This is a genomic window from Clostridium sp. Marseille-QA1073 (assembly GCF_054863625.1).
Genome location: NZ_JBSVQM010000008.1, coordinates 56,677 through 76,978, shown reverse-complemented (window position 1 = coordinate 76,978; position 20,302 = coordinate 56,677). Strand labels below are relative to the sequence as shown.

The window sequence follows — 20,302 nt, the reverse complement described above, 5'->3', positions numbered from 1 at the left end:
ACAAACATAAATGTATTTGCTATCAGGATTTAATATGAAAATTTAAAATATATTATGGAAAATAAATTTTCTATAAAAATAGCTTAGCTCCTTAAAAATTAAAGATTAATAATTAAAGATGAAGGATTTAGGAAAAAATTCACTCTTAGTGAATTTCTAAAATAAAATTTATTCTAAAACACTTCAAAGGCTTTGACGGCGAACTTTTAACCATAATACTTCATTTTTCATTTATATTGAAAACTTGATTTATATTTTCTAAAATCATCATATAAAATCCATTGATTTGCTAATATTGCACATAAATGTTAACCATTTCTTCGGTTTATAGTATAATATAGGTTGCATACATTTAAAAGTATTACATGTTAACTTTTTGCAAATAAATGAATATCATATACTGATATGAAATTATGGAGTGTGATCTTATATGTTAAAAAAGCAAAGGCACTATTTTTTAGGTGGGAATACATCTAAAGGATTTTATTCACTTTACAGATATATTCTTTCTCAAGATGAAGCTAGAAGAATTATATGTATAAAGGGTGGTCCTGGTACTGGAAAATCTTCATTAATGAAAAAAGTTGGCAATTTATTTTTAGAAAAGGGATATACTGTAGAATATCATCATTGTTCCTCTGACAGCAATTCTCTAGATGGAGTTGTAGTTAAAGGACTTAATGTTGCACTGTTAGATGCAACATCACCTCATGTGGTTGATCCAATAAATCCTGGTGCAGTAGATGAAATATTAAACATGGGTGAATGTTGGAGAGAAGATGATTTTAAAGATTCTAAAGATTTAATTATTGATAGTAATAAAAAAATAGGTAAAACTTTCAAAAGAGCTTACAGGTTTTTAGCTGCTGCAAAAGATATTTATGAAGACTGGTATACTTTCAATAATGATGCTTTGAACATGAACAAAATAAATGTATTTAAAGAGGAATTAAAAAATACCATATTTAAAAAAGATATCTCTAAATTAGGCTATGACAGACATTTATTCGCTACTGCCTTTACTCCAGCTGGAGTCATAAGCTTTATAACAAATTTAATTGAAGACTATGAAAATATATATATTTTAAAAGGTCCTCCTGGTACAGGAAAGACTGATGTTCTTCAGTACTTATATGAAGAAGGTGTTAGAAGAGGATATTATGTAGAAGTACTTCATACTCCACTAATGCCAGATAAGATTGAACATGTTTTAATCCCTGAATTAAATACAGCTATTATTACTTCAAATGAAATTAATAAACTTACTTTTGATGGAAGAATATTCGACATGAGTAGTTTCCTTAATTCATCTTCTATAGAAAAAAATAAGGATGAAATCGAACAGGTAAAAAACACCTTTTATATACTATTAAATAAAGCTTTATCTTGTATAGAAAATGCTAAGGCATTACATGATGAACTTGAAAAATTATATATACCAAATATGGATTTTGAAAAAGTCAATGCTGTAACAAATGAAGTTATAAATAAATTATTAAAATATGAAGAAGAATATTTAAAAGAAAACAATACTAAATAAATTTATATATTAGATGTAAAATTATTTAAATATACTTAGTTTTAAGAGAACCGCACTTCCAAATTTAATGGTTGTGCGGTTATTTTAAATTTAAACCTTATTTTGTTTTAATAGTTAAAATATATACTATATTTCCATCTATATAGATATACCAGTTCCAAATTTAATCTATGAATTCATATAAAATTGTGCTATTAAATTATTTAAGTTTACATTAATATAAAATTAAGAATTAACGATTGGCAATGAACAATTATTGATACTTCTTTTATAAGAAAAGTTTTAAATTCATTCTTTTTAAAAAATTAATTTATAAAAATTAATTTTCACCTTAATTGTCAATTGTCCATTTTCAATTCTCAATTGAATAAAGTTTAGCTATAAATTAATTTTTAAGGTAGTTTATCTATATATCTATTACCGTTTTATAAAAAATTTAATTTCTTCTTTTTTAACTGCTTCCTAGTACATATACTAAAAAGCCATAGATTCCAATACCCAAAAGTACTGAAATTAATACGGATAGTACATTAGCTATATAATCACTACTTACTATTTTGTTAAATATATTTAATAAATTGATTTGGAAAATATAACAGCCTATTCCCATAATTAAAGATGAAATTACTACCTTTAAACTAAAATTATATAATCTTAATTTTATATTTAACTTCTTATTTATATAATATTGATTTAAAATAACTGGAATTAAAAAACCCATACCTATTCCCACTATTGCACCTTTGATATTTATAGAAGGCACTCCTACTAAAACATAGTTTACCACTATTCTAAATACATCTCCTATAAATATGTGTAAAAACAATCTATATGTTTTGGACATACTTTGAAGTATAGTAACTTGAATTTGCATTATAGACCATAATAATATAATAATGGCACCATATTTCATAAGAATATACCCTTCTGACGCAGTAGGATATAGCATTTTATATATAGGAGAACTTAAAACTGTAAGTCCTGCAAATGCTGGTATTGAAATTAATATACAAAGTTTAAATCCATAGGATATTTTATTTTGTAAATTTATATCATCCTTTAATGCTAAAGAAGAAGTTATAGATGGAAGTAATGCTGTAGATAATGAAGAGATTACAGTCATAGGTACATTAATTAAAGTATTAAAATTCCCTAATATACCAGAAAGTTTCTTTGCTTTAGATTCACCAAATCCAATATACAATAGCCTCCCCTGTATCTGCGCCGAATCCACCACACTGACAAATTGCTGTAATCCCAAAATTAAGACTATAGGAATAGCATATTTCAATATTTCCTTTACTATATGTGGTAAAAAGCTATAGCTATATTTCTCTTTTTCTGATTTTATAAAAAGAATCCTTAAATAAATTAATGCTATTAGAGCTCCCATAAAAGATCCTATAGTAGTCCCTGCACATCCTTTTACTATACCACCTTCAATCCATTTTGAAGCAAAATATAAACTCACTGGTACATTTATAATTTGCTCAACTATTTCTGAAATAGCTGTAGGAATCATGTTTCTCTTTCCTTGAAAGTATCCCCTATAAGCCGCTAGTATGCCTGATATCAAAACTGTAGGCGAAAGCATCTTTATTGTTAAATATGCCTCAGGATAATTCAATAAGTTTGCTAAAGGCTTTGAAAAGAAAAACATAATTAATCCTATTCCAATACCGAATATATAAATAATTATTTTTGCGTTTTCAAAACACTGCCTAGAAGATTTTTCATTATCTATAGATGTATAATGAGATACTACCTTAGATATTGCTACAGATACACCTAAATTAATAGTGTATATAAAAGCAAAAACCATATAGGCAATATTATAGACACTATAACCTTCTGTGGTAATAATTATGTTTAGTATAGGTACATTCAATAATCCGATCAATTTTACAATTAATGAAGATATAGATAATACTAAAAAACCTTTGCCTGTAGATTGTGCCTTCATAACCAATCCTCTCTTTATATCAAATATTTTAAATTCATAATAATCATTCTATATTAAATAGTATTATTTAACAACTTTCTTAAATAAAATGTTCTAAAATCATATTTTAAATAAATCTCTATTATTAGTGTTGATAATAGAAAAACATGGTTTCTAAACCATGTTTTAAAAATATAAAAGTATCTTTAATTTTTCTTTAATATCCATCTATCTTTAATAGCTTCCTCTAAAAATTCTCTTTTTCCCATATATTCTCTTAATACATCTCTTAAGTATTCTTTATTATATATTTCATTTCTATTATTTTTTAGTGATTCATATCCTGTTCCTCTTTGAAGATAATCTGATGTTGCCACTCTATACCATTTATCATCTTGAAGTTTTTCTCCACTAATAAAAATATCCTTTACCTTTCTACCATCATGCTCTATTAATGCTTTAGAAACATGAATTCTGCCTAAATATTTTCCTCTAAAACCTGGTCCACTTCCATCCATAAAACAAATATCGCTATCTAAGGAACACTGGAAAGCTTCTCTTAAATATTTTCCTTGTATTTCAAAGTAAGTTGGATTTAAAGGTGATGTACATATCTCAAAAATCTTTTTATTTGAAATTTCACCCTTTCTAATCCCTCCATTAATTACTCCGCTATTTATAATGCCTATATCACAGTTAAATACATGAGCTAAGGCATCTGCAAGTAAGTTTGTAATAGGATTTTCTTCTGCCACATCATGCCATAAATCAATAGGAATGCTATATAATGGCTTCATTAAATTATCTAATGCTTTTTCTTTATTTTCTTTTAATATGTTTATTACATTTTTGCATAAATCGCAAGTATTTACATTTATATTTTTACCTTCTAATAATTCTACACTATTTTTATAAATCTTAATTTTTAATAACCCTAAATTCTCTCCGTAACATCCAGAGGTATGTATAATAGTATTATTAATTATTTCTGGTTTGTCCATTAATATGTGAAAATGACCTCCTATTATTACATTAACCTCATCTATCTTTTCTGCAATTTCTCTATCCTTATCCATTCCCAAATGAGATAAGACTAGACATAAATCATAGTCTCCACTATGTAATCTTATTTCTTCCTTTATACACTCTATGGGATCTTTGGTTTCTATACCACTTAATGTATTAAATACTCCTAAGTCAGGAGATGCCCCTATAATTAAAATTCTTACACCATTTTTATTTATTATTGTACTCTTTTTAACTCCTTTAATATTCTCAAATCCTAGTTTATAAAGATTACAGCCTAAAAATGGAACCTTTGATGCAGTTGCCATACTCGTTAGTATATCAAGTCCATTAAAAGTCTCATTATTTCCTATAGATATTGCATCATATCCACTATACTCTAATAAATCTACTGCAGCAATTCCATCGGTTCCCTGTAACTCCATTCTTTTAAAGTCAGCAAAATCTCCTCCATCAAGAATTATAGTATTTTCATCTTTTAATTCTTCTATTTTAGATACTATTTTAGAAAAGTTCTCATAATTACTGTGAATATCATTGGTATGAAGTATAGTTAATTCCATTCTCCCAACCTCCATAATATGTTGAACTTTCAACATTTAATCAACTTTATTTTATATATTCTCTAGTAAATATATAGCTTTGTTATTGACTTTTTAATGCCATAGTTACTCTCTCATTAGCTCCTTCAATTATTTCTTCAGGATATCCTATAAATTTTAAGAGCTTAATTGCATTTCTTGTTGGAGATACTCCTTTTTTCATTAAATAATCAAATTTTAATCCTTCTTTTTCATCTACTAATTCTGAGAAATAGTAGCATTCATACTTATCTTTAGCAACCTCTGTAAGTTCTAAATCATGAGTTGCTATAAGTGCTAAAGCGTTTCTATCCATAATATATTTAATAATTTCTGTTGATGATGCAACCCTTTCAATAGGATTTGTGCCTCTAAATATCTCATCTATCATACAAAATGTAGTTATATTTCCTTCTAAAGAATTTAAAATTCTAAGTAATGCTTCCGCCTCTCCTAAATAATAACTTTTACCACTATTTACATCATCCGTAATACTAAGAGAAGTTAATAATTTAAAATAGCTTCCTTTATATTCTTTAGCGCATACAGTATATATTGTTTGAGCTAATAATATGTTAATTCCTATAGTTCTTAAAAATGTAGATTTACCAGACATATTTGATCCGGTAAGTATAATACCTTTTTTATCAAGGGTTACGCTATTTGCTATTGGTTCATCAATAAGAGGATGGACTCCCTCAACTATTGATATATATTGATCATTGTCTACAAAATTTGGTTTACAATATCCCTTTACTCTTTCCCTATATGCCGCTACAGCAATTAAAGCATCTAGTTCACCTAAAGTACTATATACTTCTATTAAATGCTCCCTATTTTTTTGTATTATTTCAATTATGCTATAATAGGCTCTAATTTTCGTTAAGAATATGCTATTTACATAATCCATTAAAATATCTACACCTTCAGCGGAAGATAAGAATATAGCTTTTTTATCTATTGTATTGCAATATTTTAAATTATCATTTATATTTTTAATTTTATCCTCTAACTGTTGATTTTTAATTTTACATAAATTTTTACTTATAGATATTAAGTTTCCTAGATAAGCGATAGAATCTACTTCATCCACTATTTCGCTAGTGGATTTATGATGGATAAAAGTATTAACAGTAAATGATATAATCATATATAAAATAGCTTTACTGCCTACAATAAAATAACTCGCTCCTGCCACTATTGGTATTAGAGCTAAAAAACTATAAACATATTTCTTCATTTTATCTACTTTAGTTGTACTATTAAATAAATTTATTATATCTCCATTTCCCTGTTTTCCTAAATTAGTCAAATTAACTTGAATTTCTTCTCTTATCTTATTATCATTTTGAAATAATTCTATAATCTCATCTCTATTTTTAAGTTCTTCCCTTTTTAATTTAGGAGTTCTTAAAATATGATAAAGCATGTGCTGTCCTGCTGTTGTAATTGTACTATCAATCTTTTTATAAACATCATTTAAGTCTAAATCATTAGCAGTTTGATCATCAATAGTATACCCTATCTTTTTACCATAAAAATCAATGCTTATATCTTTAAAAAACTTAACAATTTTATTAAAATCTCTTTTAGTTTCTACTTCATTAGGCCAGTTTTCTTTTAAATAAAGTATTTTTTTATATCTCTTTTCTTTGCTATAAAAGTAAATAGCAATTATTGCTAATAATATGCATAGTGGAATTCCTATTTGATAATATAGTACGCCTTTTTCTCTTCCCAGTATTAATGTTCCTAGTATACCTCCGCCCATTAATCCTAGAAAAAACATAAAGGCAGCTTTACACATAAGTATTTTTTGTTTCATCTTTCTATCTCCCTTGTCTGTTATAAAATCCTATAAATATGGTATCACATTTTTAAACTATAGGAATTTTTTATAAATTTGCCGATTATATGACAAAATAATATCGTATTATAGTAAACTTTTATGTAATCTATTGCTGTTTTTCTTAAATAAACTTTATAATTTGCCTATCTTTACTTAAAATACTTTAGTAGAATTTATTTTTATAATAATATATATGACTTTTATAATAAATTAAAATGTTATATACTATTTAGTTGTATAAAAATTATGAAAGGATGACTTAATTTATGGATTTTAAAAATGAAAACTCTTTAATATATAAAATAACTACTTTGGGATTTCCTTTTATAGCTATTGTGGTTAGTATTTTTTCTATATTTTATGAGAATCTCAATGAAGAGCAAAAAATTATATCAATTTTAGTTGCTAACGGATTTTTAATAGTAGGTTTTATATTTATTGGAATAAAGACTATATATGCTAGAAATAAGAAAAAAGAGGGAAGGTTATTTTTCTTTACTGCTGGTATACTCACTTTATTCTGGATTGAAAGGTTAATTGCTATAATAAGATAAAAAAATCGTGATTGAATCACGATTTTTTTATTCATTAATTGTGAATTTTCCATTCTCAATTCTCTATTGATTAAACTGTTACCCATAGGTGAAAAACTAGCAATTGCATTGCTAATAAAAAATAGTTAAAGAAATTAATTCAATCAAAACTAATTTCCTCTGCATTGTAAATTATGAACTTTGAATTGTGCATTGATTTAAGCTATAAACTATTTACTTATTACATATAGTTGATGTAGTGCTCTTGTCGCCATTACATACATCAATTTGTTAGCATTACTATATCCTTCTTCTATAAAATTATTTTCTTTAACTATTATTACTCCATCAAACTCTAGTCCTTTTGCAAAATAAGAAGGTATTACTACAACACCATGAGAGTATTGTATATAATCTTTATCTATTAATTTAAAATTCAACTTATGTTTTAATCCTTCATTTAGTTCACGTGCCTCTTCATTGTTGTAAGTAATAATAGCAATATTTTCTAATTTTTCACTTCTCATATTATCAACTATTTCAACTATTTTATCATTTAACTCATCGCTATTTTCTAAATTTATTTCTTTAACTTCTTTACCACTTCTAACTAATGGTACTATGTTACTATTAGTTAAAAAATTATTAGCATATTCCATTATTTCTCTAGTAGAACGATAACTCTTATGAAGGTCAAAATGTTCTACATCGAAATCTTCAATATAATCTTCCATATTTGATATGGCCACTTTACCTTGAATAGGAAGTATTCTTTGATTGCTGTCTCCTACAATAGTAAAAGATTTACATCTAGTTAATTCTTTAATTGCAATAATTTGTAGAAGTGAATAATCTTGAGCTTCATCAATTACTATATGCTTAATTTCTTCTTTTAATTTTAGCCCTTCCAATTTAACCTTTAAATAAAGTATTGCACCTAAGTCACCTTCATGTAGCTCTTTATTATTATTAATTTCATTATATAACTTGAGAATATCTGGTGAGTTTAAATAAGTTAAATTCTTTTTTAGGCTCATTAAATCTTGGATAAGCTCTCTTATTCTAAGCTTTCTTTGAAAATCTAAGTTATTTATATTAAGTAGTAATTCATCTTTAGGAATAGCCTCTTTTTCTTCTTTATATTTCTTTTCAATTTCTCTAAACTCTTCATCTCTGACATCTTTTAGTTTAGAGTATATAATTCTTTTTATTTTCTTACTACGTCTAAATAAAGGTAAACTACTAAAGTAGACATTAAACATCTTTTCCATTTCATCTTTAGGTATAACTATCTTATCTCTAAAGATAATGTCCTTATATTCAAAGTAACCTTTATTAAGATTTTCTATATAATTGTCTAGATAATTTTTATAGTCTAAAGAGGCTTTATAAGCTATATCCTTACCAAATTCTTCATCACCTTTTAATATTTTTTCCATGACTTCTTTTAATGTTAATACTTCTTCAATATCTAAAAGGTCTAATGCAAAATCTAAAAAAGTATTTTGTTTTGCTCCACTTTCTCCAAGACTAGGTAATACCTCAGAAATATAATCCATAAATATACTATTAGGTCCTAGAATTAGTACCTTATCTTCTAAAAGATTTCTATAATTATATAAAAGATATGCCACTCTATGAAGAGCTATAGTGGTTTTTCCACTTCCTGCTACTCCATCAACCACAACTACTTTATTTTTTTCTTCTCTTATAATATCATCCTGTTCTTTCTGTATGGTCATAATTATATCTTTTAGTTTTTCAGAAGAATTTTTACTTAATACCATTTGAAGTATTTCATCATTAATATTTATATCTGAGTCAAACATTCCTTCTAAAATACTCTTTTTAATTATAAACTGCCTTCTTGCTAATATATTTACTTTTACTCTTCCCATAGGTGCTTCATAATGTGCTTCATTTAGGGTTCCATTATAAAAAAGTGATGCTATAGGTGCTCTCCAATCTATAATAAGAGGTTCAAAGCTGTCCTCTGGTGTCACTCCAAAACGTCCTATATAAATTTTTTCAACACCAAAATCTTCTTCTCTAAAATCTATCCTTCCAAAATAAGGAGAACTTTTAAGTATGTTAAATTCTTTGAGCTTTCTATCTATAGTTTTAAATGCCTCTTCTTTAACAAATCTTTCATGATCAAAGTATTCTATTATTTTATCCTCATCATCTTTATATTCATCAAGAATCCCTTTTCTATAGTCTAATATATATTTAGTAACCTCTTTACGTTTTTCTAAGTTCTGTAATATCTCTTGATTCAATACTTCTATAACTTCTTTTAACTTTTCTTCTTCCAATGAAAATTCCAATTCTTTTCTAAGTTTTTCTTCTATTTCTTTCTTGTGCAAAATATCATTTCCTTTCTTAATAAAGTAATATAAGATTTTAACATTACTATAATTGTGTAAGATTAAATTCTCATTATATGTAAAATTAAATAATATTAGATATCTAAAATAAAATAGCAGTTCAAAGATGTGAATTATATTTTGCATTAAGCAGATAGATAATTTCTATGATAGCCCAAATTATGACAAACAGTATGATAAAGAAATTGATGATTAACTAACTATTTTTTGAATGTACTTTATTAGTGTTTAAAAAATATAAAGGTTTATATTAAATAGTATTAACATAAACCTTCGTATATAAATCTAGTGAATTATCTTTATTTTACTCTACCAAATTACATAAAATATTTCTAGTACTGCTCTATTATATTATAAAATAAATTCTCCATGTAAATTTTAATGTAACAATGTAACTATGTATTTATTAAAAATATTTTATATAAATAAAGACTAAATCTCAATATTACATTATACCTTTATATTTAAGTTAAGCAAGTTAATATATTTAATACTATAATAAAAGCTAATGCGAACGTACTCATAATAATAATTACTGAACATAAATTTATCGTTACCTTAGCTAATTTATTATTAACTCTTTTTGCAGTAGAAGCATATTTAATGGATATAATGGAACTAACTATACTTATGAAAATAAATCCTAAGGCTATTAATGTAGAATTAACTATAGGTGTAAATAACACCATTATTATAATTATTAATGATATTATTGGCAATATAACCATTTGTTTTCTCCTATTTTACATAAAATTTATTAATTATAATATTATATATTTATTTTTAGCTTAGGTTATGTTCTTTTCATATTATAATTTAAGCTATTATTCTCCTTATTATCAACTAATAAATAGTTGTTATAATATATATTTACATACATTAATATCTTTAATATTTCTTAAATTTTATATCTTTTTTAAAGTAGGCTTTTGCAATATTTCTCTAGTTCCCTTCATAATTTTATTTATATTTATTAATAATAATTTATTATTATCCAAGTTTTCTAAGCTTAATCTGTTAATAAATTATACACTCTTGCCTTTTTAATTTTTCAACAATCTTTATAATGTTAATATTGCTAAAATTTTATAGATAAAGTTAGTCATAAATTTTATTTATACTTTTAATATCCTTAATATGAATGTTAATAATCCTACAATAATTGCTTTTTCCTACATTTTTTTCACCTAAACCTATGTATTTAATAAAAAATTTTAAGCATCTTAAAAAGTAATTAATTAGTTGTTAATATATCTTATTTTAGACACCTTATATGATTTTAAATATAATTATATCACACTAAATAGATATTTAATTAATTAAAACATAATAATTAAAAGTTATAAAAATTTGGTGAAATACTTAACAAATTAACTTTTAATAAACTAATTAACAATATGTACATATTATACCACTTTATTCCTTGCATATCTATAAAATATTTATAAGACATTTAAAAGAAAATAACTAGTCAAAAACAATTCGTATATTTTACATTAGATAAGTCAATAGGTTTCCATGAAAGCTAAACTACCATGAAGTTTAAAAGACATAATCTAATGAAAAACAGACTATCATTCTGACTAGTTAATTTTTGAACATGTCTTATTAATTGCAACTATATTAACTATTTCGCCAGCTCATATAGTGAATGTGCATATATTTTCGTTATATTTATTAAATCTTCTACTTCTATATATTCATTAGGTTGATGTATTGTATCTGGTTCTCCTGGAAATATTGGTCCAAAAGCAACTGTATTTGGCATTTCTTTAGCATAAGTACCTCCACCTATTGAAATTAATTCTGCCTCTTTGCCAGTTTGCTCACTATAAACTTTGGCCAAAGTTTGAATTAGTGGATGATCTGGTGAAAAGTATAGTGGTGCTTGATGAGAAAAGTTTTCTATAGTTATTCCAGTTCCCTCCAGCGTTTTATTTAATGGTTTCATCATATCATCTAATGTTTTTGTTACAGGATATCTTAAATTTAAAGTGATTACTCCTCTATCTTTATTTATAGATATCTTACCTACGTTAAAAGATAGTTTTCCAGAATCTTTATCTTCAAGATATATACCAAAACCTTCTCCATTAAGATCCATTCCTATTTTTTCTCCTAAGAATTTAACGTAATTAGATAATTCGTCATTTCCTAAGTCCAATGATGATAAGAATGTTATAAGCTGCATTATAGCATTTTTTCCTAGTTCAGGAGTACTTCCATGTCCTGAAATTCCTATAGATTTAATTTTAACTTCAGAACCATTTACTTCTGAGGTCATATCATATTTATTATCTAAAACGAATTTTTTTAATTTCTCAACAACTTCTGCAGTATTTTTACATATTAATAATGCTTCTGCATAATCTGGTACCATGTTAGCAGCGTTTCCACCTATTATATTTTCTATAACTATGTCTCCAATAGGGGCTGATGTAAAATTTTTAACTAAATCAAATATAGTTATTCCTTTTTCTCCATTTATTATTGGGAAATCTGCATCTGGAGTAAATGCTGCTACCGGTGCTGATTCTTTTTGTAAATAGTAAGGTATATCTTCTCCACCAGTTTCCTCATTGGTTCCAAATATTATTCTTATTTTTTTAGATAATGGAAGTCCTGCATCTTTTATAGCTTTTAGACCATAAAGGCATGCAATGATAGGCCCTTTATCATCTGTTGTACCTCTTCCATACATCTTACCATCATGAATTTCTGCTCCATATGGAGGATATATCCATCCATCTCCTTCTGGTACTAAATCTATGTGACCTAATGCAGCAATATATTCTTCTCCTTCTCCATATTCTGCATAGCCTGCATAGCCATCAACATTTACTGTCTTAAATCCTAATTTTTTAGAAATTTCAAGAGCACATTGAAGTGCCTTATCTACTTCTTCTCCAAAAGGCATCCCAGGTTTTGCTTCTCCTTCAAGACTTTTTATTTTAACTATTTCTTTTACTGAATTTATTATATCATTGCTCATTTCGTCAATTCTTTTATTAATTTCCATAACTACTCATTCCCTTCATAAAAATTATATATTAATATCTTCCATTAAATTATTTTCTCTTATTTATGAATTTCTATTAATTATTTATTAACTAATTATATAAATATAGTGTTATTATGACATATTTTAGAAATAAACTCAACAAGGATATTTTTTATTTTATCAATATTTAAACTATTTTAAATTTATATTCAAATAGTAACTTTTTATTTTTATAGAGAATTTATATTGATTTCTAAAATTAATATATAGTTTTCATAAATTTAATAAAACACTAGTAACTTAAGCTACTAGTGTTTTTTACTATTGTAGTTTTCCAAATCTAGAAAATGGCTTTATTATAAATCTTGCTTTTCCCATTATATCATCGTATGATATGTACGGATTTTCCCAATATCTTGCATCAAATGAATTTGCTCTATTATCCCCTATAAATACATAGGAATTTTCAGGTACCTGTAATGTAACTTCTTTATCACTATTATATATTACATATGGTTCATCTAATTTTTCGCCATTTATATATACCGTTCCATCACTTTTTACATTTATAGTCTCCCCTGGAAGCCCGATTAACCTTTTTATCAAATCCTCACCTAACTCTTTAGAATGAAAAACTAAAATATCCCCTCTTTTCAGAGATTTTTCACTATAATTCCTAGTTACAAAAATTTTATCTCCTGGCTGTATTGTAGGATACATAGACTCTGTAGGAACACTAACATTAAAAAAAATAAATTTATTAACTAAAAGTGCTAATCCTACAGCACATAGTATAGGTATACCCCATTCCTTAACAAACTTTTTAAATAAATTCAAATCTATCAACTCCTAAATTTTGCCTAATTCCTTATTACACAGATAATATTATATCATAGAATTTTTCATTATTCAGTATTTTATACATCTTCAAAAATAATCATTTAAAAATTCTTATCTAAATAATACAAATTCTACATTTATTTTTAACTTTTCCTATCCTCTACTATAGGAATACAATAGGAAAATTTACCATATACTCTAGAAAATAAATTTTCTATAAAAATAGATTAACCCCTTAGAAATTAAGGATTAATAATTAAAAATGAAAAATTTACGATGAAATTCACTGTTAGTGAATTTCTAAAATAAAATTTATTTTAAAAAACTCCAAAGGCTTTGACTGTGGAGTTTTAACCATAATTCTTCATTTTTCATTTTTAATTCATTGTAAAAATTTTATTATAAAATCTAAAATCATATATAAGCTAAATTTTCATTAAGGAACCCTATACTTATTAACTGTCTCTTAAACAAAAATAACCATATATCCTTTTATTTTAAGGACAATATGGTTACCTTTTGTTATATTTACAACTTTCCTATATCATTTCTATAATATATTCCATTGAAATTTATATTTTTTATATCCTTATAAGCTTTTTCTCTTGCTTCTTCTATATTTTCTCCTAAAGCTGTAATTCCTAAAACTCTTCCACCTGAAGTTAAAAGTTGGCTATCTGTTCTTGTTGCTCCTGCTAAGAAGACTTTACTATCTATATTACCTAATCCTGTTATTTCAAATCCGCTTTTATATTCTAATGGGTATCCATCTGATGAAGCTATCACACAACATGCATGAGCTTTTTTAAATAGTACCTTATTTCTATTTAATTTTTTATCTAATGCTTCCATCATAAGGTGTACTAAATCACTTTCCATTAGTGGAAGTACAACCTGAGTTTCAGGATCGCCCATCCTTACGTTATACTCTAATAAATAAATGCCTTTTTTGGTAATCATTAATCCAAAAAATATTATTCCTACATAATCCATATTTTCTGATTTTATTCCTTTTAATGTAGGAGACATGATATTTTCATAAAACTCTTTTAAAACTTCTTCATTACAGTGAGGATTAGGTGCTAAAGTGCCCATTCCCCCTGTATTAGGTCCTTTATTTTCATCATATATAGCTTTATGATCTTTTGAAGATATAAAAGGTATAATAGTTTCTCCGTCAGTTATAGATAGTATTGATGCCTCCACACCTTCTAAAAATTCCTCTATAATTATAGATTTCCCTGCTCCAGAAAATATATCCTTCTCCATAAATTCTTTTATTGTATTATTGGCTTCTTCCCTATTATTAGCTATAACAACACCTTTTCCTGCCGCTAATCCATCTGCTTTAATAACTACAGGAAAATTGCAGTATTCTATATACTTTAAAGCTTCTATTACATTATTAAAGCTTTCATATTCTGCTGTTTTTACCCTGTATTTTTTCATAAAAGCTTTAGAAAAGCTCTTACTGCCTTCTAACTTTGCTCCTTCTTTACTTGGTCCAAAAATCTTTAAATCATGAACTTTAAAGATATCTACAATTCCATTACAAAGAGGTGTCTCTGGACCAACTACAGTTAGATCTATCTTGTTCTCATATGCGAAAGTTAAATATTCATTAATGTTTTTTAAATTTACATTTTCACATTTATTTTCAAAAGCTGTACCGCCATTACCTGGTGCACAATAAATCTTTTTAACTAAACTGCTTTGTGACATTTTCCATGCTAATGCATGCTCTCTTCCACCATTACCAATTAATAATATCTTCATAGTTATACCACCTTTTATTCAATTGAAAATTGATGATTGACAATGGACAATTTTTAATGTTTAAAGTGCCTTAATCCAGTAAATACCATAGCTATTCCTTGTTCATCACAAGCTTTTATTGATTCTTCATCTCTCACAGAGCCACCAGGTTGGATTATAGCTTTAATTCCGCATTTTGCAGCTTCATCTACGCAATCTCTAAATGGGAAGAATGCATCTGAAGCTAATACAAATCCGCCTTTTCCTCTTTCTAATGCCTGTGTAGTAGCCCAAATTCTATTCACTTGCCCACCTGCTATACCTGTAGCTTTTCCTTCTTTAACTACTACAATAGCATTAGATTTAACATATTTAGCTACCTTCATGCCTATAATTAAATCTTTCATTTCTTCTTCACTAGGTAACTTTTTAGTTACAACCTTTATTTCATCTATTAATTTATTATCAACACTTTGTACTAATACTCCTCCATCAACAGTTACCATTTCTCTATTGTTCATTGGTTTTGAATTACATTTTATTATTCTCAAGTTTTTCTTTCTTTTTAATATGCCTAAAGCTTCCTCTGTAAAGCTTGGAGCAATTACTATTTCTAAAAAGGTTTTTACCATCTCTTCTGCTGTATCCTTATCTACAGTATTATTTATTGCTACTATTCCACCAAAAATTGATATAGGATCACATTCGTGTGCTTTAATGTACGCCTCTTTAACAGTTTCTCCAATTGCTACTCCGCAAGGACTATTATGTTTCAATCCACAACAAGCTATTTCTTCAAATTCATTAACTACTTTCCATGCAATGTCCATATCTTTAATATTATTATAGGAAAGTTCCTTACCATTTAACTCTATTATATTATTCATCATTCCGCTACCATCTGAATTTTTATAAACTGCTGCACTTTGGTGTGGATTTTCCCCATATCTTAAAGTTTTACTTTTTATATAGGAAGCAGAAAGATATTCTTCATATGTTTCATCATTTTCTAGTAAAAATTTTGAAATAGCTGCATCATAAGCAGAGGTTAAATTAAAAACTTTAGCTGCAAATTTTTTACGAGTAGCATAATCTACCTCTCCACGTTCATCTATTTGCTTCATAATTTCACCGTAATCATTTATATCACTTACAACAAGTACATCCTTGAAATTTTTAGCTGCACTTCTTATCATGCTTGGTCCACCAATATCTATAAATTCAACTTTTTCTTCAAAAGTTAAATCTTCTTTGACCTTTTCAAAGAATGGATATAGATTAACACAAACTAAATCTATTGTGTTAATTTGTCTTTCCTTTATAGTTTTCATATGACTTTCATTATCTCTAAGTGCTAATATACCACCATGAATAGCTGGATGAAGTGTTTTAACTCTACCATCTAGCATTTCTTCTGACTTTGTAACTTCTGATACCTCTATTACATCAATACCATTTTCTTTTAAATATTTATAAGTACCACCACTAGATATTATTTCTACATCCTTGCTTACCAAAAATTTAGCAAAATCTAATACATTGGTTTTATCAAAAACACTTATTAATGCTCTTTTTATCATATCAACTACTCCTTTATGTAAACTAATCTTCCTTTAATCTTAATCTTATCTTCGCTTATAAGCTTTATAGCTTCTGGTAATGCTTTATGTTCTTCTATCAAAACTCTCTTTTGTAACCCTTCAGGGGAATCTTCTCCATATACATTTACTGTTTTTTGAAGTATTATAGCCCCTGTATCTGTTCCTTCATCTACAAAATGAACAGTACACCCACTAACCTTAACTCCATAATTAATAGCTGCTTCATGAACTTTTATACCATACATGCCATTTCCACAAAAATTAGGTATTAATGAAGGATGGATATTTATTATCTTATTTTTGAAGCTCTCAATAAAGCTTTCATTTAGTATGGAGGTAAAACCAGCTAAAACTATTAAATTAACTTTATCCTTTAACACCTTTAGAATCTCATCACTTAAAGCTTTACTATATTTTTTTCTATCAAAAACCATAGTTTTTATATTATTTTCTTTTGCCCTCTTTATCCCATAGGCATTTTCTCTATCACTAATAACATATTCAATAGTACAGTTTTTTAAATATCCAGAGTTTATATTGTCAATTATACTTTGAAGATTTGAACCACCACCTGATATTAAAACTGCTATTTTAAGCACACTCCTTCACCTCCAGCAGTTACAGTACCAATTTTATATGCCTTTTCTCCCATTTCTTCTAATACCTTTATTATATTTTCACTGTCTCTTTCATTTACACATAAAACCATTCCAATTCCCATATTGTAAGTATTAAACATATGAGACTCCTCTACGCCTTTTTTCATTAAATACTTAAAAATTTTAGGAATTTCAAAGGAACTTTTATCAATAATAGCAGTAAAGTTTCCTTTAAACATTCTTGGAATATTTTCATAAAAGCCACCACCGGTTATATGTGCCATTCCTTTTATATTAAATTTATCTATTAAATTAAGCACAGATTTAACATATATTTTAGTAGGCTCAAGTAAAATCTCTCCTATTGTTTTCTCATCTAAAACTTCATCATAATTTTCAACTAATTTTCTAACTAATGAATATCCATTACTATGGACTCCCGAAGAAGCAATACCTATTAGCGCATCCCCTTCTTCTATAGTGCTTCCATCTATTATATTTTTCTTATCTACTATTCCTACTGCAAAGCCTGCCACATCATAATCCCCATCTTTATACATACCAGGCATCTCTGCTGTTTCTCCACCAATTAATGCTGCATTACTTTCAATACAGCCTTTAGAAACTCCTTTCACTATATCTGCTGCTATATTAGAATCTAATTTCCCGCAAGCTATATAGTCAAGGAAAAATAATGGTTTTGCACCATGACACAAAATATCATTAACACACATTGCTACACAATCAATTCCAATAGTATCAAATTTATTTAATTTTATTGCAATTTCAAGTTTAGTTCCTACACCATCAGTACCAGAAACCAACACAGGATTTTCATAACCGCTTCCTATTTCAAACATTCCTGCAAAACTTCCAAGTCCATTTAAAACTCCACTAGTAAAAGTTTTTAAAGTGTAATTTTTCATAAGCTGTACTGCTTTATATCCTTCTTCAATGTTAACTCCAGCATCCTTGTATGTTATCATTATTTTACCCTTCTTTCCAAAATATTTTTTAAAGAAGAAAGCTTAATCCTTATGGCTTAATTCAATAAAATGCTAGTTAAATATAATAACTCCCCAATTTACACTTAAAATTACATACATAATAATCAAATATTATTGATTATTATAAGCCTTTAGTTACAAAATTTTATAATTACTAAAGCCTCTTTAAGTTTTTAATCTTCACTTGATTTAATTGGAGCGGAAATTGGATATTCTCCGTCAAAACATCCTAAACAAAAGCCTTCACCTTCTCCTAAACATTCTAAAAGGCCTTTTTGAGTTAAATAACCTAAAGTATCTGCACCTATTATTTGTCTTATTTCTTCTACTTTCATATTAGCTCCTATAAGACCTTTTCTATAAGGAGTATCTATTCCAAAATAGCAAGGAAATTTAACTACAGGTGAACAAACTCTAAAGTGTACTTCTTTTGCTCCAGCTTTTCTTAGAAGTTCAACTAACCTTTTACTTGTAGTGCCTCTAACTATTGAATCATCTATTAAAACTACTTTTTTGCCCTCTACATTTTCTTTTAATACGTTTAACTTAACATTAACAGCATTTTCTCTTTCTTCTTGGCAAGGAGTAATGAAGGTTCTTCCTATATACTTATTTTTTATCAGCCCTATTTCATAAGGTATTCCTGAAGCTTTTGCATATCCCATAGCTGCTGATACCCCCGAATCTGGAACTGCAACTACTATATCTGCCTCTACTGGATACTCTTCATAAAGCTTCTTACCTGCTTTAACTCTAGATGAATGTACACTTATGCCATCAATTATTGTATCTGGCCTTGCAAAATATATATATTCAAAGGAACAAATTGCTTTTTTACTCTTTTCCGCAAAATTAATACTTTTTATTCCTTCATTATTTATAACTACAATTTCTCCTGGCTCAATATCTCTAATATATTCTGCTCCTGTAGCATCTAATGCACAACTTTCTGAAGCTATAACATAACTCTCTCCAATTTTTCCAAGGCATAATGGTCTAATACCATGTGGATCTCTAACACCTATCAATTCATTTTCTGTTAAAATTACAATGCCAAAAGATCCTTTTATTGCTTGCACTGTATCTACTACTGCATTTAAAATACCCTTTTTAGCTCCTCTAGCTATAAGATTTAAAATAACTTCTGAATCTATAGAAGTTTGAAAAATACATCCTGAATCTTCAAGTAATTCTCTTATAATATCCGCATTTATTAAGTTTCCATTATGAGCTATGGCAATATTCCCCAACTTAAACTCCCCAAGTACAGGTTGTGCATTTTTTACAGAACTATCTCCAGCAGTAGAATATCTAACATGTCCAACTGCTGAATATCCTGTAAGGTGATTTAGTATTTCATTATTAAATACTTCTGAAACTAAACCCATATTTTTATGACACTTCATCTTCTTACCATTATAAGTAACTATGCCTGCACTTTCTTGTCCTCTATGTTGAAGAGCATATAACCCATAATAAGTTCTTCTTGCCACATCTAAATTATCACCTAAACTAAAAATTCCATATACGCCACATTCATCATGAAATTTATCTGGATCGTAGTTATTATAAACATATCCGTCTTTTAAAGGTAATTTCATTATCTCTATATCCTCCATCTTCATAGCCTTATGATTATCT

General features: G+C 27.0%; 14 protein-coding genes. 2 read left to right on the top strand and 12 right to left on the bottom strand.

Going from position 1 to position 20,302, the window contains the following annotated elements:
* Window positions 1–430 precede the first annotated feature (430 nt).
* The gene (locus ACY1IQ_RS09280; RefSeq protein WP_461613676.1) at window positions 431–1,540 is read left to right on the top strand and encodes a PRK06851 family protein; all 1,110 of its coding nucleotides are present in this window, start codon (window positions 431–433) and stop codon (window positions 1,538–1,540) included.
* A 451-nt stretch (window positions 1,541–1,991) separates the two neighbouring features.
* Here the strand turns inward: ACY1IQ_RS09280 and ACY1IQ_RS09275 are convergent, their stop codons facing one another.
* The 3 genes from ACY1IQ_RS09275 to ACY1IQ_RS09265 form a co-directional block, all read right to left on the bottom strand.
* Complete coding sequence (locus ACY1IQ_RS09275) at window positions 1,992–3,503, bottom strand: putative polysaccharide biosynthesis protein (protein WP_461613675.1); 1,512 nt, start codon at window positions 3,501–3,503, stop codon at window positions 1,992–1,994.
* Between the two features lie 185 nt (window positions 3,504–3,688).
* Window positions 3,689–5,071, bottom strand: a complete 1,383-nt coding sequence (locus ACY1IQ_RS09270; RefSeq protein ID WP_461613674.1) for a bifunctional metallophosphatase/5'-nucleotidase — start codon at window positions 5,069–5,071, stop codon at window positions 3,689–3,691.
* Window positions 5,072–5,153: 82 nt separating this feature from the next.
* Window positions 5,154–6,914: a MutS-related protein gene (locus tag ACY1IQ_RS09265; protein WP_461613673.1), complete on the bottom strand. Its 1,761-nt coding sequence runs from the start codon at window positions 6,912–6,914 to the stop codon at window positions 5,154–5,156.
* 290 nt (window positions 6,915–7,204) lie between these two features.
* Between ACY1IQ_RS09265 and ACY1IQ_RS09260 the strand changes: the two genes are divergently transcribed.
* Window positions 7,205–7,492: a hypothetical protein gene (locus ACY1IQ_RS09260; RefSeq protein WP_461613672.1), complete on the top strand. Its 288-nt coding sequence runs from the start codon at window positions 7,205–7,207 to the stop codon at window positions 7,490–7,492.
* Window positions 7,493–7,701: 209 nt separating this feature from the next.
* Here ACY1IQ_RS09260 and ACY1IQ_RS09255 read toward each other — a convergent pair whose 3' ends face one another.
* From ACY1IQ_RS09255 to purF, 9 genes are all read right to left on the bottom strand, one after another.
* The gene (locus tag ACY1IQ_RS09255; RefSeq protein WP_461613671.1) at window positions 7,702–9,837 is read right to left on the bottom strand and encodes a HelD family protein; all 2,136 of its coding nucleotides are present in this window, start codon (window positions 9,835–9,837) and stop codon (window positions 7,702–7,704) included.
* Window positions 9,838–10,322: 485 nt separating this feature from the next.
* Window positions 10,323–10,586, bottom strand: a complete 264-nt coding sequence (locus ACY1IQ_RS09250) for a hypothetical protein (RefSeq protein WP_461613670.1) — start codon at window positions 10,584–10,586, stop codon at window positions 10,323–10,325.
* Between the two features lie 899 nt (window positions 10,587–11,485).
* Complete coding sequence (gene pepV, locus ACY1IQ_RS09245; RefSeq protein WP_461613669.1) at window positions 11,486–12,877, bottom strand: dipeptidase PepV; 1,392 nt, start codon at window positions 12,875–12,877, stop codon at window positions 11,486–11,488.
* Between the two features lie 303 nt (window positions 12,878–13,180).
* Window positions 13,181–13,696 carry a signal peptidase I gene (lepB, locus tag ACY1IQ_RS09240; protein WP_186269504.1) on the bottom strand — a complete coding sequence of 172 codons (516 nt, stop codon included), beginning with the start codon at window positions 13,694–13,696 and terminating at the stop codon, window positions 13,181–13,183.
* A 531-nt stretch (window positions 13,697–14,227) separates the two neighbouring features.
* Complete coding sequence (gene purD / locus ACY1IQ_RS09235; RefSeq protein WP_461613668.1) at window positions 14,228–15,475, bottom strand: phosphoribosylamine--glycine ligase; 1,248 nt, start codon at window positions 15,473–15,475, stop codon at window positions 14,228–14,230.
* 53 nt (window positions 15,476–15,528) lie between these two features.
* The gene (gene purH, locus ACY1IQ_RS09230) at window positions 15,529–17,034 is read right to left on the bottom strand and encodes a bifunctional phosphoribosylaminoimidazolecarboxamide formyltransferase/IMP cyclohydrolase (RefSeq protein WP_461613667.1); all 1,506 of its coding nucleotides are present in this window, start codon (window positions 17,032–17,034) and stop codon (window positions 15,529–15,531) included.
* A gap of 5 nt (window positions 17,035–17,039) precedes the next feature.
* The gene (gene purN, locus ACY1IQ_RS09225) at window positions 17,040–17,654 is read right to left on the bottom strand and encodes a phosphoribosylglycinamide formyltransferase (protein ID WP_461613666.1); all 615 of its coding nucleotides are present in this window, start codon (window positions 17,652–17,654) and stop codon (window positions 17,040–17,042) included.
* Window positions 17,642–18,640, bottom strand: a complete 999-nt coding sequence (gene purM / locus ACY1IQ_RS09220) for a phosphoribosylformylglycinamidine cyclo-ligase (RefSeq protein WP_461613665.1) — start codon at window positions 18,638–18,640, stop codon at window positions 17,642–17,644. The genes purN and purM overlap by 13 nt, the downstream gene beginning before the upstream one ends.
* Before the next feature lie 194 nt (window positions 18,641–18,834).
* Complete coding sequence (gene purF, locus ACY1IQ_RS09215; protein ID WP_461613664.1) at window positions 18,835–20,262, bottom strand: amidophosphoribosyltransferase; 1,428 nt, start codon at window positions 20,260–20,262, stop codon at window positions 18,835–18,837.
* Window positions 20,263–20,302: the final 40 nt, after the last annotated feature.

Bases quoted from the DNA above. Each gene is read 5' to 3' on its own strand.
- purM (WP_461613665.1), bottom strand. From the start codon at position 18,640: ATGATAACATACAAGGATGCTGGAGTTAACATTGAAGAAGGATATAAA.
- ACY1IQ_RS09275 (WP_461613675.1), bottom strand. From the start codon at position 3,503: ATGAAGGCACAATCTACAGGCAAAGGTTTTTTAGTATTATCTATATCT.
- ACY1IQ_RS09260 (WP_461613672.1), top strand. From the start codon at position 7,205: ATGGATTTTAAAAATGAAAACTCTTTAATATATAAAATAACTACTTTG.
- purD (WP_461613668.1), bottom strand. From the start codon at position 15,475: ATGAAGATATTATTAATTGGTAATGGTGGAAGAGAGCATGCATTAGCA.
- purF (WP_461613664.1), bottom strand. From the start codon at position 20,262: ATGAAATTACCTTTAAAAGACGGATATGTTTATAATAACTACGATCCA.
- ACY1IQ_RS09250 (WP_461613670.1), bottom strand. From the start codon at position 10,586: ATGGTTATATTGCCAATAATATCATTAATAATTATAATAATGGTGTTA.
- purH (WP_461613667.1), bottom strand. From the start codon at position 17,034: ATGATAAAAAGAGCATTAATAAGTGTTTTTGATAAAACCAATGTATTA.
- ACY1IQ_RS09270 (WP_461613674.1), bottom strand. From the start codon at position 5,071: ATGGAATTAACTATACTTCATACCAATGATATTCACAGTAATTATGAG.
- ACY1IQ_RS09265 (WP_461613673.1), bottom strand. From the start codon at position 6,914: ATGAAACAAAAAATACTTATGTGTAAAGCTGCCTTTATGTTTTTTCTA.
- pepV (WP_461613669.1), bottom strand. From the start codon at position 12,877: ATGGAAATTAATAAAAGAATTGACGAAATGAGCAATGATATAATAAAT.
- ACY1IQ_RS09280 (WP_461613676.1), top strand. From the start codon at position 431: ATGTTAAAAAAGCAAAGGCACTATTTTTTAGGTGGGAATACATCTAAA.